The organism is Actinoalloteichus hymeniacidonis (genome assembly GCF_014203365.1).
Lineage (GTDB): Bacteria > Actinomycetota > Actinomycetes > Mycobacteriales > Pseudonocardiaceae > Actinoalloteichus_A > Actinoalloteichus_A hymeniacidonis.
Map to the genome: position 1 here is coordinate 1,737,460 of NZ_JACHIS010000001.1, position 13,957 is coordinate 1,751,416.

The 13,957-nt window shown below is 67.7% G+C and carries 13 protein-coding genes and 1 CRISPR repeat array; of the genes, 7 read left to right on the top strand and 6 right to left on the bottom strand.

Annotated features, from left to right (window positions below; translation table 11 throughout):
* Positions 1–215 precede the first annotated feature (215 nt).
* On the bottom strand, positions 216–3,491 hold the full coding sequence (locus BKA25_RS07865; RefSeq protein ID WP_069850915.1) for a S8 family serine peptidase: 3,276 nt from the start codon (positions 3,489–3,491) through the stop codon (positions 216–218).
* Between the two features lie 413 nt (positions 3,492–3,904).
* Here BKA25_RS07865 and BKA25_RS07870 point away from each other — a divergent pair, with 413 nt between their 5' ends.
* Positions 3,905–4,732 (top strand): SDR family NAD(P)-dependent oxidoreductase, encoded by an 828-nt coding sequence (locus BKA25_RS07870; protein WP_069850914.1) that lies wholly within the window; start codon positions 3,905–3,907, stop codon positions 4,730–4,732.
* 56 nt (positions 4,733–4,788) lie between these two features.
* Here the strand turns inward: BKA25_RS07870 and BKA25_RS07875 are convergent, their stop codons facing one another.
* Together BKA25_RS07875 and BKA25_RS07880 are read right to left on the bottom strand one after the other, a co-directional pair.
* A complete protein-coding gene (locus BKA25_RS07875; RefSeq protein WP_069850912.1) occupies positions 4,789–5,331 on the bottom strand; it encodes a dihydrofolate reductase family protein in 543 nt (180 codons plus the stop codon).
* 133 nt (positions 5,332–5,464) lie between these two features.
* Positions 5,465–6,208: a methyltransferase gene (locus BKA25_RS07880; RefSeq protein ID WP_069853909.1), complete on the bottom strand. Its 744-nt coding sequence runs from the start codon at positions 6,206–6,208 to the stop codon at positions 5,465–5,467.
* 145 nt (positions 6,209–6,353) lie between these two features.
* Here BKA25_RS07880 and BKA25_RS07885 point away from each other — a divergent pair, with 145 nt between their 5' ends.
* The 5 genes from BKA25_RS07885 to BKA25_RS07905 are packed head-to-tail and all read left to right on the top strand — an operon-like array spanning position 6,354 to position 10,261.
* On the top strand, positions 6,354–7,115 hold the full coding sequence (locus BKA25_RS07885) for a DeoR/GlpR family DNA-binding transcription regulator (protein ID WP_069850911.1): 762 nt from the start codon (positions 6,354–6,356) through the stop codon (positions 7,113–7,115).
* Positions 7,112–8,056 (top strand): 1-phosphofructokinase, encoded by a 945-nt coding sequence (gene pfkB / locus BKA25_RS07890; protein WP_069850909.1) that lies wholly within the window; start codon positions 7,112–7,114, stop codon positions 8,054–8,056. Before BKA25_RS07885 ends, pfkB begins: the two co-directional genes overlap by 4 nt.
* A complete protein-coding gene (locus tag BKA25_RS07895) occupies positions 8,053–8,511 on the top strand; it encodes a PTS sugar transporter subunit IIA (protein WP_069850908.1) in 459 nt (152 codons plus the stop codon). Before pfkB ends, BKA25_RS07895 begins: the two co-directional genes overlap by 4 nt.
* Positions 8,508–9,962, top strand: a complete 1,455-nt coding sequence (locus tag BKA25_RS07900) for a PTS fructose transporter subunit IIC (protein WP_069850906.1) — start codon at positions 8,508–8,510, stop codon at positions 9,960–9,962. The genes BKA25_RS07895 and BKA25_RS07900 overlap by 4 nt, the downstream gene beginning before the upstream one ends.
* Positions 9,963–9,976: 14 nt before the next feature.
* A complete protein-coding gene (locus tag BKA25_RS07905; protein WP_069853908.1) occupies positions 9,977–10,261 on the top strand; it encodes an HPr family phosphocarrier protein in 285 nt (94 codons plus the stop codon).
* Positions 10,262–10,468: 207 nt separating this feature from the next.
* A CRISPR array of direct repeats spans positions 10,469–11,106; the repeat unit is 28 nt; unit sequence GTCTGCCCCGCGCGAGCGGGGGTGAGCC.
* 559 nt (positions 11,107–11,665) lie between these two features.
* Here BKA25_RS07905 and BKA25_RS07910 read toward each other — a convergent pair.
* Both BKA25_RS07910 and BKA25_RS07915 read right to left on the bottom strand, forming a co-directional pair.
* Positions 11,666–11,992 carry a hypothetical protein gene (locus tag BKA25_RS07910; RefSeq protein WP_157421183.1) on the bottom strand — a complete coding sequence of 109 codons (327 nt, stop codon included), beginning with the start codon at positions 11,990–11,992 and terminating at the stop codon, positions 11,666–11,668.
* 350 nt (positions 11,993–12,342) lie between these two features.
* Positions 12,343–12,831: an NUDIX domain-containing protein gene (locus BKA25_RS07915; RefSeq protein WP_084643251.1), complete on the bottom strand. Its 489-nt coding sequence runs from the start codon at positions 12,829–12,831 to the stop codon at positions 12,343–12,345.
* A 37-nt stretch (positions 12,832–12,868) separates the two neighbouring features.
* Here BKA25_RS07915 and BKA25_RS07920 point away from each other — a divergent pair, with 37 nt between their 5' ends.
* Entirely contained in the window at positions 12,869–13,132 is a 264-nt protein-coding gene (locus tag BKA25_RS07920) for a hypothetical protein (protein WP_157421182.1), read from the top strand.
* Between the two features lie 81 nt (positions 13,133–13,213).
* Here BKA25_RS07920 and BKA25_RS07925 read toward each other — a convergent pair whose 3' ends face one another.
* On the bottom strand, positions 13,214–13,954 hold the full coding sequence (locus BKA25_RS07925) for an SDR family NAD(P)-dependent oxidoreductase (RefSeq protein WP_069850903.1): 741 nt from the start codon (positions 13,952–13,954) through the stop codon (positions 13,214–13,216).
* Positions 13,955–13,957: the final 3 nt, after the last annotated feature.

The following is a 13,957-nucleotide window of genomic DNA, read 5'->3' on the forward strand; positions in this document are numbered from 1 at the left end:
ACGCTGGGGCAACCGGATTTAGGGCTGGCTTGTCCCAATGTCGGATGCGATTCTTGAGTAGCGTTTCAAATGAATTGTTTTCCATTGTGGACAGGCGTATTTCTCAATGCGCATTCTGGTCCGATGACCTCCGTGTAACAGTCCGGTCAGAAGAGAAGGCGGTGCCGTCCGATCTGCGCAGACCGGACGGCACCGCCTTGTGCTATCGGCTCGGTTCAGCCCGCCACGATCCCGTATGCCCGGATCATGGTCTGCTCGGCGGTGTTGCCATCGGTGTCGGTGACGGTGGTGCGGAGTGAGGCGAATCCGTCGCCGTCGGGGTGGGTGATCTCGACGACGGCCTCTCCCTCGGAGAATTCCACCGGCACGGCTTCCCAGGAATCGCCGTCGTCGTAGGAGATTTCCAGGGTGGCCTCGGCGGCGGTTCCGCCGGTGAGGTGCTCCAACTCCAGGATGAGCGAATAGTCGCCTGCGGGTGCCCGACCGAGGTCGTCGATCTCGCCGCGCGGCCGGACACTCATCATCGGCAGCGGCTCCGGTGTGTCGCCTGCGGTGTCCGAGGCGAACGTCCACCGTGCGGTGGCCTGCGTGCCGAACACCGCGTTATCGCGGGCTGCGGTGAGGTCCACGGTGTATTCGCCGGGTCCGGCAGGCACATCGAATTCGCCGAATCCGGCGTAGGCCGATTCGCCGATGACCTCGCCGTCCCTGGACAGCGTGAGGGTCCCCTTGGGAGCCCCCGGTGCCAGGTAGGTCTCGTCCACCGGGGAAAACGTGCCTGTGTGGATGGCGATCCGGTCCCCGACACGGTGGTTGCCGCGAAGATCGGGCAACGCCAACGACATTCCCAACGGGGCCGCGTTCCAGTCTGCTTGGTAGTCCTGCGCGGTGGGGTAGTCGGTGTAGCGGCTGGTCATACCGCCGACGGGTGCGAAGACGCTGCCCATCCAGTCGATGTCGCCGGGCGTGAAGAACTCCAGGCGTTCGGAGGGCAGTTCGGTGGGAACGACTCCGCCCGCGAGGCTCCGGCCAGCATCGATTGCCGGAATGCCCAGCGATCCTGCTTCCGCGCTGGCTGCGACGCCCTGCGCACGGTATCGCGTGGCCACCTGGGCCAACTCCTCGTCGATCACCGAGTAGTCGACCGAGTCTGGCAGGCCGTCGAGTTCGTCGAAGAGCAGTGTGTAGACGTGTTCCTCGGCGGCGCCTGCCGTGGACACCAGCGTCGGCCGATAGGTGAAGCGCAGGCCGCCCGCGCTGGTCTCGTCGGACTCGGACGCCACCACATAAACCGGGTCGGCCTCGCCCATCCCGATCACCCCGGACGAATGCCCACTGAAATCGACGTAGACGCTCGACGTGGCGAGCACCGATTCACGTTCCGTCGCCACGGTCATCCGTTCGCCTGCGGTGCCGTCCAGCGAGATCGTGGCATCGGCGGTCACGTCCACCGCCATGTCGGACACATAGGTCACCGCCCGGAGGTTCTCCGGCGAGCGCCCATACAAGACTGCCAGCACGTCGTACTCGCCTGCTGGTAGCTGCGCCCCGTAGACACCGGGCTCGATCCGCGTGGCGTAGAAACGGTTCGAGCTGTCCGCCCGGTCGACGATCTGCAGGTTCGCGCTCGTGGCGGGCTCGCCGGACTTGTCGGTCGCTTCGATGGTCAGGTCGTAGCTCTCCGCCTCCAGACTGGCGGCGACCGCGGTGGCGAGCCGGGTCGTGCCATCGGCGGACACGGCGGTCAACGTGCCGCCGAGATAGCCGAGCAGGTCGCCTGCAGAGGGTTCGACGGTGACGTCAACGCTGGCCTCGCCGCCTGCGGGCACGGTGATCTGCTCGGCGTCCACCGTGAACAAACCCGCCGGGGCCGGTGTGCCGTCCGAGTCGACCGGCGCCAGGTCCAGATCCAACACGGTGTCCTCGTCGCCGGAGTTGCGGTAGACGACGGTCTTGGTCTGCGGTCCTTGGTCGTGTGGGTAAGCGAAGAGGCCGAAGCTCAGCGAGGAGACGTCGGTATGCACCTGAGCGGTGACCGCATTGGCGACGTCGAGCCTGCCGGAGCCCTGTTCGGTGGTGTCCAGGCCGGGCAGCGGTTCGGCGGAGCCGGTGAGGGCTGCCTTGAGTTCGGCGGCCTGCCACTCGGGGTGCTGCGCGGCGAGAATCGCGGCGGCGCCGGTGACATGCGGCGACGCCATCGAGGTGCCGCTCTGCGTCGTGTACGCCTCGTCGGCGGGCTGATCCGGCATGGTCCCGGCGGCGCGAGCCCCGATGATGTCGGATCCGGGGGCGGTGATGTCGGGTTTCACCGCGTGGTCGCCGAGCCGGGGGCCACGGCTGGAGAACTCGCTCTGCTCGTCGTCCTTCGTGACACTGCCGACGGCCAGCGCCGCATCCGCCGCCGCAGGCGAGCCGACCATGACCTCGCCGCCGTTGTTGCCAGCGGCGACGACGAACAAGGTGCCGCTCTGCTCGGTGATCGCGTTCAACGCCTCCGACAGCGGGTCGGTGCCATCGGTGGCCCAGCCGCCGAGACTCAGGTTGGCTGCGGCGACATCGTTGCCCGCCGCCCATTCCATGCCCGCGATGACGGCGTCATCGGGACACCAGCCATCGTCCCCGCAGACCTTGCCCACCAGCAGATCTGCTTCGGGCGCGACACCCCGGTGCGCGCCATCGGAGGCGGCCCCGGTGCCGACGGCCGTGGAGGCCACGTGGGTGCCGTGTCCATTGATGTCCGTGACACCCACGGAACTTCCGGTGAAGTCGGCGGCGTCGACGACCACCTCGGTGAGGTCGGGGTGTTCGGCGTCGTAGCCGGTGTCCAACACCGCGATGGTGGCGCCCTCGCCGCTGAATCCGGCTTCCCAGGCCGCTGGGGCCCCGACCTGGGCGTTGCTCTCCTCGTCCAGCACGCGGGAACGCCCATTGAGCCAGACCCGTTCCACGCCGGCCGCCAGCGTGGAGTTCTCGGTGGTCAACCTCGACCACAACTCGGCGGTCTCGTTCTCGTCGACCGCCAGCGAGACGGCGTTGATGCTGGACAGCTCGCGGACGACCTCGACGTCGGTCGAGGCCAGCGGGCGCGCGCCGTCATCGGTGTGCGAGACGATCAACGGCAGCGGGCCGGAGTCGCCGAAACCCTGCTCGATCAGCCGTGACACCTGGAAGAGTCGGGGATCGAGGCTGCCTTGGTCGATCAACGGCAACGCATCGATCGGCGTGATCGACAAAGTGTCGCCGTCGCCGGTCTGCTGGAACGCGATGCTCTCGCGGCCCTCGGCGGGCAGCACCGTCACGAGCTGACGGCCGCCGGTCGACGTCACCAGTAAGCGGTCACCGGTGATCAGGGTGAGGGTCTGGTGTGGTGCCGAATCCGATGTGGCTGCGTGTGGGGATGATCCGGGGACCTGGGCGGTTCCGGTCACGGCGGTCAGGCCAACGGTAACGGCGGCGATCGCCACCACGCCCGCTACTCTTCTTGGTCGCATGTATTACCGGCTCCTCGGTGGACAGTTTTATGGGCTCCCAGTGCCAGGTGCGGGTGAACTCAATAGATCGCGATCCGTTGTGCTCGGCAACTGGAATCCTATGTGGCGGTTTCGATCACGATTAATAGTCAATGATCTAGCTCACGGTGAGGCAACCGGCTGCTTGTCATCGGACGGATAATGTCCAGATTGGTCATTCGGTAAACAATCCGTATTGCGAAGATTCTGCGACGGTCGATCAACCCTAATGCGAATGTGTTGTTGAAGTCGTCCCGGTACTGCTCCGGTGGTGGGGTGGCGTGAGAGCTTACCTGTGATGAAGGTAGTTTGAACTCATCGGTTCAATTGGTGGGCTCGGCCAGCTGCGATCGCACGGCGGGCAGTGTCAACCTCGACGGGAACGGAGACCGACCATGGCACGAACGATCGTGATCACCGGCGGGACCGACGGCATCGGCGCGGCGCTGGCCACGGCATTGGCGCGAAGCGGTGACCGCGTGGTGGTGCTCGGAACCAATGAGCACAAGGGCGGCCGGCTGGTTGCCGACGCTGGCGACTCGCCGGGCACGATCACCTTCGTCCGGGCTGATCTCAGCCTGACATCGAGCACCCGACACGTCGCCGCCGAACTCGCCGAAACACACCCACGAATCGACGGGCTCGTGCTCGGCGCGCGTTTCTTCCAAACTCGACGGCGGATCACCTCCGACGGCTTCGAACACAACTTCGCGTTGTCCTACCTCAGCCGACTGCTCCTCGCCGACGGGCTGTACGAGTCGATGGCCAGGGCCGATCGCCCGGTGGTCGTGAACATCTCCGGTCCCGGCCAGGACACGCCTATTGACTGGACCGACCTGCAGAGCGCGCGTGCCTACGACGGTGTTCGGGCGATGTCGGTGACCGGGCGGTACAACGACCTGCTCGGCGTCGACTTCGCCCAGCGCCACGGCGGCGGCCCGGTGCGGTACGTACTCCTGCATCCCGGGACGACCTCGACCGCCTTTGCAGGGGAGTACGACCCGCCGACCGCCGACTTCATCCGACGGCAGCAGACAACGGCGAAACCCGCCGCCGCCGTGGTGCCCCCGCTTCGCAGACTTCTCGACGACCCGCCGGCCGAACCGCTCAGCGCATTCCACCTCGACACGAGAATCGACCTGCACAACGGCCTGTTCTCAAAGGTCGACGCAGCCCGACTGGCCGCCGCGACGGCCGAACTCCTCGCGGCGCCACCTGAATGAACAACGCGGCCGAGTGGGGCGAGGAGCACGCCCACCCGGCCGCAACACCCGCGACGTCACCGAACGACGCGGAACCACAGATTCGTCGACTCCGGCCCCTCAGAAACGCTCAGCCGCTCCAACCGGATACTCGTCCCACCCGGGTGATCGAACAACCGGACTCCATCGCCGATCAGCACGGGCACCAGGAACACCAGCACCTCGTCGACCAGCCCGGCCGCCACACACTGTCGGGCGACATCGGCACCCAGGATGTTGACGTATTTCTCGCCTGCTGCGGCCTTCGACTTGGCGACGGCGGTCTCGAAGTCGTCGACGAAGTGGATATCGGGCGGTGAATTCTCCGGAATCCGATGGGTGAGCACGAATTGTTGGCCCGACCAGCCGCCGCCGAATGCCTCGCCCTCGCCCTCGGTTCCCTTGTTGGGGTCGTCGCCGTCGTAGGTGTTGCGGCCGACGAGTAGCGAGCCGACGTCGCCGATCAGGTTGGCGATGGTCGGGTCGGGGCCGGTGAAATCGGCCAGCCAGGACATGTCGCCGCCCGCACCCGCGATGAAGCCGTCCAAGGACATGCTGACCGAATACAGCATCTTGGCCACGAGAGTTCCCTTCGTCGAGATCGGTGTCGTCCCGGGATAGACCTCGGGCGCGACCAGAACTCATCGCCTCGCCCGGCACGGAATTACCGGATCCGCCCCCGCCAGCATCACAGCAGGGCGAGAGCCTCGGCCATCATGAGGCGACGTGTCCGGCCACGGCCAACCGAAGGGCGACATAGTCCACCTGTTGGCCGTCCTTGACGATGGCGTGTCGGGCCAACACCGTGCGATGGAATCCGGACGCCTCGATGAGTCGATGCAGGTATTCGAGGTCGCCGGAGCTGCCGAAGAAGACCAGGAGCCGTCCACCCGGCTTGAGGTAGTCGCGTGCCTGATTGAAGAATCTGGTCATGGCGCCGTAGTTCTCGTCGGTGGTGGCGGCCTCCAGCAGGTCTCTCGGCGCGAACCAGCGGAACGGTGGGTCGAAGACCATCACGTCGAAAACGCCGTCGACGAACTCGAAGACATCGCTGTGGCGGACCGTGACTCGCGCGGCCACCCCGTTGCGCACCGCATTGGAGCGAGCGGCCGCCAGTGCGTGGGGGTTGATGTCCACCGCCAACACGTCGGCTCCGGATGCGGCGGCGAGTACGGCGTTGACCCCGCTGCCGGTCCCCATATCCAGTACCCGGTCCTGCGCGCCGACCTCGGCGAGCACCGCCTCCCCCAGTAGATGGGAGACGGGAGTGATCGGCATGACCTGCGGCGGCACGACGATCGTTCGGCCGAGGTAGGCGAAAGTCTGTTCTTGTTGCAGAGCGGCTCGGGCTTCTCGATAGGCCCGGGCATGCCAACGCCGGATCTGCTCCACGCGCTCGGCGGGCATCTGCGGCACATGGACGCGTTTCCCGGCCTGGTCCTGGCGCTCGGACTCCATCGCCTCACGGTAGGGCGTGGCCTGCCCCATCGGCCGGTCATTTTTCCAAGGGTCGCGCTGCCCATCGGCGCCGCGATCTCCTTGACACCAAGGCAACACAGGGCAGAATCAGACAATATCCAACACAGATCGGAGTCAACCGGGCATGTATGGAGCGGAGCGCCGACAGTTGTTGGTGCAGCGGGCCCGGCGGGACGGCCGCATCGACGTGATGGCCGCATCCGACGAACTGGCCGTGGCCCCGGAGACGATCCGGCGCGATCTAGGCGCGCTGGAACGCCAAGGCCTGGTGCGGCGCGTCTACGGCGGCGCGATCCCGGTGGAACGACTGGACTTCGAGCCGGGCGTGCCGCAGCGCGACGCCACCAACGCCGCCGAGAAGGAACGCATCGCCCGCGCCGCCGTCGACCTGCTTCCCCCACGGGGCACGGTGTTGTTCGACGCGGGCACCACCACCGCGCGGCTGGCCGGACTGCTGCCCTCGGAGGCGGAGCTCACGGTGGTGACCAACGCGCTGCCGGTGGCCAACCAGCTCGCCCCGCGATCCAACTGCACGCTCTACATGCTCGGCGGGCGCATTCGCGGCACCACGCTGGCCGCCGTCGAATCCTGGGCGCTCGACGTGTTGGCCGGTCTCACCATCGACGTCGGATTCTTCGGCGCCAACGGTTTCTCCCCACAACGCGGCTGCACCACGCCCGACGCGGTGGAGGCCGCCGTGAAGACCGCGATGATTCGCGCCTGCCGCAAACGAGTCCTGCTGGCCGACCACGGGAAGTACGGCGACGACCAGTTCAGCCGGTTCGCCGAGATCGCCGACATCGACGTCGTGGTGACCGACGACGGACTCGATCAGGCCGCGGTCGCGGCGCTCACCGAGGCCGGGACCGAGGTGGTCCTCGCGTGATCGTCACGGTGACGCCCAACCCGAGCCTGGACCGCACGATCCTGGTCGACGACGTGGTGCTCGGCGCCGTGCACCGGGCGCGGCAGGTGCGGCTGGACCCCGGTGGCAAGGGCGTCAACGTGTCTCGTGCCCTCGCCGCCGCCGAGGTGGCCACGCTGGCCCTGCTGCCCTCGGGCGGGCCCGACGGATCACGGCTGGCCGAGTTACTCGCGCCCGAGTCGGTTCCGGTGGTGGAGGTGCCGATCGGTGCGGCCACCCGCAGCAACATCGCGGTGGTGGCGGCCGACGGCACGACCAGCAAATTCAACGAACCCGGCGCCGAACTGACCAAGACCGAGCTGCGCGCCCTGGAGGCGAAGGCCGCCGAACTCGCGGGCCGGGCCGACTGGCTGGTCTCCTGCGGCAGCCTGCCACACGGCTGCCCGGACGACCTGCACGCCCGGCTCCTCCACGCGGCCCGCCGCTCGGGCGCGCGGGTCGCCGTCGACACCTCCGGGCGACCGTTGGCCCTGGCCTGCGCGGCGAATCCGGAGCTGATCAGTCCGAACCTCGCCGAACTCGCCGAGCTGGCGGGCCATCCGCTGCCCACCCTCGGCGAAGTCCTCGATGTCGCCCTGCGACTGCGTAAGGCGGGCGTGGGTGCGGTGCTGGTCAGCCTCGGCGAACAGGGCGCGCTGCTCGTGGAGGACGCCGGAACCTGGCACGCCGTCAGCGAGGCCACGGTGGTGCGCAGCACCGTGGGCGCCGGCGACGCGACCTTGGCGGGCTTCCTGCTCGCGGGCGCGGCAGGCCCGGAAGCGCTGCGCACCGCCGTGGCCTATGGCACGGCGGCGGTCGAACAGGTGGGCACCCGGATGCCCCGCCCGAAGGATCTGCGCACGGCCACCGTGCGAGTGACAGAAGCAGACCCATCTTCGAGCCTCAACGGAGCGGCGTTATGACAGAGGAACCATTGATCAGCGCTGACCTGGTCGACCTCGAATTGGTCGACACCGACCGGCGTGCCGTGGTGCGCTCGCTGGCGAATCGCCTGGTCGCCGCAGGCCGGGTCACCGACCTCGAACAGTTCCTGGCCGACGTCGAGGCCCGCGAACAGCAGATGGCCACCGGTCTGGAGGGCGGCATCGGCATCCCGCACTGCCGTTCGACGGCGGTGACGCTGCCTGCCCTGGCCTTCGGCCGCAGCAGCGCGGGGGTCGACTTCGGCGCGGAGGACGGACCCGCGAAGCTCATCTTCCTCATCGCCGCCCCGGACGGCGCCAACGCCATCCACCTGACGGTGCTCGCCGCGCTGGCCCGACGGCTGATGCGCGCGGAGTTCATCCAGACCCTGTCGACCGCCACCGACCCCGAGGCGGTCGCGGCCTATGTGCGCGGGGAGGTCTTCGCGCCATGAGAATCGTCGCGGTCACCGCATGCCCGACCGGCATCGCCCACACCTACATGGCGGCCGAGGCACTGGAGCAGGCGGCCAAGGCCGCCGGACACGAGATCCAGGTGGAGACGCAGGGCTCCGCAGGCTCGACGCCGTTATCGACTACGGACATCCAGGCCGCGGACGCGGTGATTTTCGCCGTCGACGTCGGCGTGCAGGACCGGGAACGGTTCGACGGCAAGCCGCGCGTGGATGCGACGGTCAAGCAGGCCATCAACGGCGCGGCGGGCTTACTCGACCGCGCGATCGCGGCGGCGGAACAACGGTCGGACGAGCCTGCGCCAGCTTCGGCCCCGACGGACACCGACCCCGATTCTCCCGCCAACACGGGCTTCGGCACCCGGCTGCGGCAATGGTTGATGACCGGCGTGAGCTACGTGATCCCGTTCGTCGCGGCGGGCGGCCTGCTGATCGCGTTGAGTTTCGCGATCGGCGGCTACGACATCACCGAGGCGCCCCCGGTCACCGAGCAGTTCGACGCGGGCAGCCTGGCGGGGTGGGCCGCGCTGGCCAACCAGGTTGGCACGATCGCGTTCGACTTCCTGGTCCCGGTGCTCGCCGGTTTCATCGCCTTCGCGATGGCCGACCGGCCCGCGATCGCCCCGGGTTTCGTCGGTGGCGCCATCGCGGTGGTGGTCGGCGCGGGCTTCCTCGGCGGTCTGGTCGCCGGTTTCCTCGCGGGCGCGGTGGTCGGTGCGCTGCGCAAGATCGCCGTGCCGAAGGCGCTGGCCGGGGTGATGCCGGTATTGGTGTTGCCGCTGGTCGGAACGGCGGTGGTCGGCACCCTGATGTTCGTGGTGATCGGCCAACCCATCGCTGCGGTCACCCTCGGTCTGACCGACTGGCTTAACGGGTTGGCGGGCGTGAACGCGGCGTTGATCGGCTTGATCGTCGGCACGATGATCGCCTTCGACGCGGGCGGCCCGGTCAACAAGGCCGCCTACACCTTCGCCGTCGGGGGCCTGAGCACCGGCAGCGACACGGCCTTGGAATTGATGGCCGCCGTGATGGCGGCGGGCATGGTCCCGCCGCTGGCCCTGGCGCTGGCCGTCACCGTGCGAGCGAAGCTGTTCAGTCCCTCGGAACGGGAGAGCGCCCGATCGGCCTGGCTGCTGGGCGCATCGTTCATCACCGAAGGCGTGATCCCCTTCGCCGCGGCGGACCCGCTGCGGGTGCTGCCCTCGATCATGCTCGGCTCGGCGACCACGGGTGCGTTGTCGATGACCTTCGGCTCCACCCTGCGCGCCCCGCACGGCGGCATCTTCGTGCTGCCGCTGGTCGGCGGTCCGCTGCTGTATCTGCTGGCGATCGCCATCGGGATGGTGGTCTCGGCGGGTGCCGTGATCCTCAGCAAACAGATCGGCCGAGTGACCACCACGACGACCACCGCGACGCCCGCCGTCGCGCAGTGAGAACGGAGAACACGATGCATCGACGCCGGGTGAAGGTCGCCGCCAGTTCGGGCCTGCACGCCCGACCCGCCGCGCTGCTGGCCAAGGCCGCCGCAGCGCAGGGCATCCCGACCACCATCGCGAAGGTCAGCGACGGTGTGCCGGGGGAACCGGTCGACACCGCAAGCATCATCGGCCTGATGACCCTGGGCGCCCACCAGGGCGACGAGGTCGAGATCGCGGCGGACGAGGAAGCCGCCGTGGATGCGCTGGCGGAGTTGGTATCCCGAGACCTCGATGAGGATGTGGTGCTCCGCTGAGGCGGTGCTATCGGCCGGCGTCGGGGGTTGGGCATTGGCGAACCCCTGCGCCGGTCGGGTCGTGGCGGCTTCGGTATAAAGAGATCGATACGGCTGAAGCTGGGGAAGCGAGCACTCGTGTCGGCCCTGAGCGATGTGGTGGCGTGGAGCGGCACTGTGGATGGTCACGAACTGGTCACGGCGCTCTGACGTCGCAGGTCGCGAAGGGTCTGCCCCGCGCGAGCGGGGGTGAGCCGGGAGGCTCGGAGTTGTCGTGTCGCCCACCGGGGTCTGCCCCGCGCGAGCGGGGGTGAGCCGCCGGAGAATTTCCAGCCGGCCGTGATGGCGGAGTCTGCCCCGCGCGAGCGGGGGTGAGCCCGGGTGGACGGTGAGGGTGGTGATCGTGGCGGCGTCTGCCCCGCGCGAGCGGGGGTGAGCCCCCGCGCCGAGTGATTCCGTATATTGCTACGTCGTCTGCCCCGCGCGAGCGGGGGTGAGCCGGCTCGGTGTGGGTGTACGGGACCTCCGGGAACGTCTGCCCCGCGCGAGCGGGGGTGAGCCGCGGCTGTCGAACGCGGAGTCGTCGCTGGCCTGGTCTGCCCCGCGCGAGCGGGGGTGAGCCCTGGAATTGATTTTCGGGCGAAAGAAGGTCTGAGTCTGCCCCGCGCGAGCGGGGGTGAGCCGCCGTTGCGGTACACGGTGATGCCCCGGATCGAGTCTGCCCCGCGCGAGCGGGGGTGAGCCGGGGGTGGTCGGTCAGCTGTCGATCGAGGCGTCGTCTGCCCCGCGCGAGCGGGGGTGAGCCGGCAGAGCGCGCCGGGAAGGCCACCGACGACCCGTCTGCCCCGCGCGAGCGGGGGTGAGCCAGTGCTTTCGTTCTTGTGCTCCCTGTGGTGCATCGTCCGCCCCGTGTGAGCGGGGGGCGAGCCAGCCCGGCTGGGTGACCGCACTGCCACTTGCAGTCCGCCCGGGACAAGCGGGGGTATGCCAGCTCAACGGAAGTCATATCCGCTCGACGGTTGTTATCGACACGATCGGCCGAACCCGCTCAACGCGAGTCATCAGCGAACCGGGCATTGACCGGCCCTGGCACCGCGTGCCCTCCTCGGGCGGGGCGAGGGCCGTCCTGGGGCAGCGGCAGGTCGGGACACGCCGAATGCGCTACGAGTAGCGCTTGCCGATGCAGGCCTTCACCACGTTCGTCTTCTCGCCCATAAGAGGCAACCGGTTGGCCGACAGAGTCGGGACGACTGCGAAATTCACGACGAGGCTGCTCACGGTTGAGGGTTAACGTCATCGGCTGCCCACTCGTGCACCATCTGCGAGCCTCGTCGAGAACTTCGTCCACTGTGTTGGACGGAAACTCGCTGGTGATCGGAAAATGCGGCGAGGAATGCCCGCACCTGCAAGTAATCGTCGACGCAGTTATATCTGATCAGCCGCGTAGCCGACCAGCACCAACGATGGCCCGAGCAGCACTTCCGTGCGCAGTCCCGAGCAATTGGCCGACTCCGATTCGTGGCAGCCCTGCGCCTCGTACTCTTCGTACGAACCCACCATCGATTCCGCCGCTTCGGCCAGTTGCGGCCATTCCGTTGCCGACGCGGCATCGGACACCGACAGCACGTCCCGCACCACTCCAGCCAAGTAGCGACCACATCGCGGTTGATCCCAGCCTTCTTCGTAGCACGCTTCGGCGCGGGTCGGATCGTCGATGTCTTCGAGGTGCTCGCGCCATCGTTCCTCGGCCACGATCAGCGTCCCCCCGTCCGTGCCGTACCGGGTAGGGGCAGAACCCACCTCGGTGGCCGACTCCGTCGAGTTAAAGGTCCCCTCCGTGGTAGGCGGCTCCTCACGAGCGGAGGAACAGGCGGTAAGCAGCAGTAGCAGGGCGGGCAACACAAGCAGACGACGATGGGACATCGCTACTCCGATCGGCCCGTCTCGATTGCCGCGTGGTAGGCCATCGCACGCTCGCTGAGGTGGTCGCGTATGCCCACCTAAGCTACGCGGACGCTGCTCAGCTCGTTAGAAGAACCAAGCTACGCGGCGCCGTCCTTTTGCTGTTCGTCGTTCAGGCGAGCACCGGAAGGGCGGCCGGTCTAATCCCACCCGAGCAGGCCGAAATCGACGCCGTCGCGGTAAGCCCGGATACCTGCCAGCGGGTACGGAATTACGTCGTCCGGCAGGGTGTCGAAGGGGAACCACTCGACTCCGGAGCACTTGTCGGGTTCGCAGTTGACCGGCTCGCCGACCCATTTTCGTGTCTCGAAGAACAATCCCAGCCGAGGCGCCGGACCGGAGCCAGCGACATGCACGGTGTGGACGTGGCGCAGATCTGCTTGCTCGATCAGCACGCCAACCTCTTCGGCTGCTTCCCGTGCAGCGGCGTCGAGTACGGATTCGCCGGGATCGAGCTTTCCGGACGGCAGATGCCACATGGCGTCCCAGTCTCCGTGTCGCCGTCGCGTGAGCAGCACGTCGTTGTCGCGTACGAGCAGCACATGAACGTCGATGACCGTCAATCTGGACGACTGGTATTCCGCCGCAGGACTCGTCACGTCACCGGTGCTGGCGGGTTGGTGCACCATGCCGGAAGGTTACGTCGTTGCATACGATCGATAAGTGATGGCTGAGCAACCGGAAAACTGGATCGCCGGCAAGGCCAACAGGACTCAAGGCGACGCTCTTTCCTATTGGACCCGCGAGAGAATGCTGAATGCTCAGCCCATGCCCCTTGAGACGGTGGAGGTGGGTGCGGAGGGACCGCCGGAGGTCATCCTGGTTAGCCGCGAAGAGCTTGAAGCCAGGCGAACCCGCTCGCGCCGGGGCACGCCTCCGCTGGATGACTCAGGCGAACCTGTTCAGCCAGCCGGTGGAGCCGAGTTTTGAATAATCCTCCATAAGCGAGGAACAGCGCCGATCCGCTCGGCAGCTCACCGAGCGGATCAGCCACCGGCACAGGTCCATCGGTCAGACGACGGTGACGCCGCCGTCGACCCTGAGTATCGAGCCGGTGATGTAGGTCGCGCGGTCGGATGCCAGGAACAGCACGGCTTCCGCGATCTCCTCCGGCTCACCGATGCGCCGCAACGGCAGGGTTGGCACGAGTTGCTCGAATGTCTCGCCCATGAGGTCGAGCGCCTTCTCGGTACGGATCGCGCCGGGGGCGACGGCGTTGACGCGGATGCCCTGCGGCCCGAATTCGACCGCCAGTGCGCGGGTCAGCGAGTCGATCGCGCCCTTGGTGGCGTTGTAGACGGCGCCGAGCGGGGCGCCGATCACCGCACCGCCCGAGGAGATGTTGACGATCGTTCCACTGCCGCGCGCCACCATCTGCGGCGCGAGCGCGGCGACGAAGAAGTAGGCGGCGCGTACGTTGACGTCGAACACTTGCTGGTAGATGGCCGGGTCCTGCTCCGGGACGGGGGTGTGGGAGGTAGTGGCCGCATTGTTGACGAGGATGTCGACGTCGCCGACCTCGTGGGCGAGACGGGTGATGTCGTCGAGCTTGGTGACATCCGCTGCGATGAAGTGCCCCGTCCCGCCCGCCTGTTCGATCAGTGCGACGGTCTCCTTGCCGAGGTCGGCGCGTCTGCCGGTGACATAGACCGTTGCGCCTTCTTGCGCCAGCCGCACCGAGGTAGCCCGGCCGATGCCGGAGGTTGCGCCGGTGACCAGTGCCTTCTTGCCTTCGAGTTCCTTGGTTGCCATGGC

What these genes read in the sequence shown, in the direction of transcription:
- BKA25_RS07865 (WP_069850915.1), bottom strand. Translation starts at nt 3,491, where the DNA reads ATGCGACCAAGAAGAGTAGCGGGCGTGGTGGCGATCGCCGCCGTTACC.
- BKA25_RS07870 (WP_069850914.1), top strand. Translation starts at nt 3,905, where the DNA reads ATGGCACGAACGATCGTGATCACCGGCGGGACCGACGGCATCGGCGCG.
- BKA25_RS07880 (WP_069853909.1), bottom strand. Translation starts at nt 6,208, where the DNA reads ATGGAGTCCGAGCGCCAGGACCAGGCCGGGAAACGCGTCCATGTGCCG.
- BKA25_RS07885 (WP_069850911.1), top strand. Translation starts at nt 6,354, where the DNA reads ATGTATGGAGCGGAGCGCCGACAGTTGTTGGTGCAGCGGGCCCGGCGG.
- BKA25_RS07895 (WP_069850908.1), top strand. Translation starts at nt 8,053, where the DNA reads ATGACAGAGGAACCATTGATCAGCGCTGACCTGGTCGACCTCGAATTG.
- BKA25_RS07900 (WP_069850906.1), top strand. Translation starts at nt 8,508, where the DNA reads ATGAGAATCGTCGCGGTCACCGCATGCCCGACCGGCATCGCCCACACC.
- BKA25_RS07905 (WP_069853908.1), top strand. Translation starts at nt 9,977, where the DNA reads ATGCATCGACGCCGGGTGAAGGTCGCCGCCAGTTCGGGCCTGCACGCC.
- BKA25_RS07915 (WP_084643251.1), bottom strand. Translation starts at nt 12,831, where the DNA reads ATGGTGCACCAACCCGCCAGCACCGGTGACGTGACGAGTCCTGCGGCG.
- BKA25_RS07920 (WP_157421182.1), top strand. Translation starts at nt 12,869, where the DNA reads ATGGCTGAGCAACCGGAAAACTGGATCGCCGGCAAGGCCAACAGGACT.
- BKA25_RS07925 (WP_069850903.1), bottom strand. Translation starts at nt 13,954, where the DNA reads ATGGCAACCAAGGAACTCGAAGGCAAGAAGGCACTGGTCACCGGCGCA.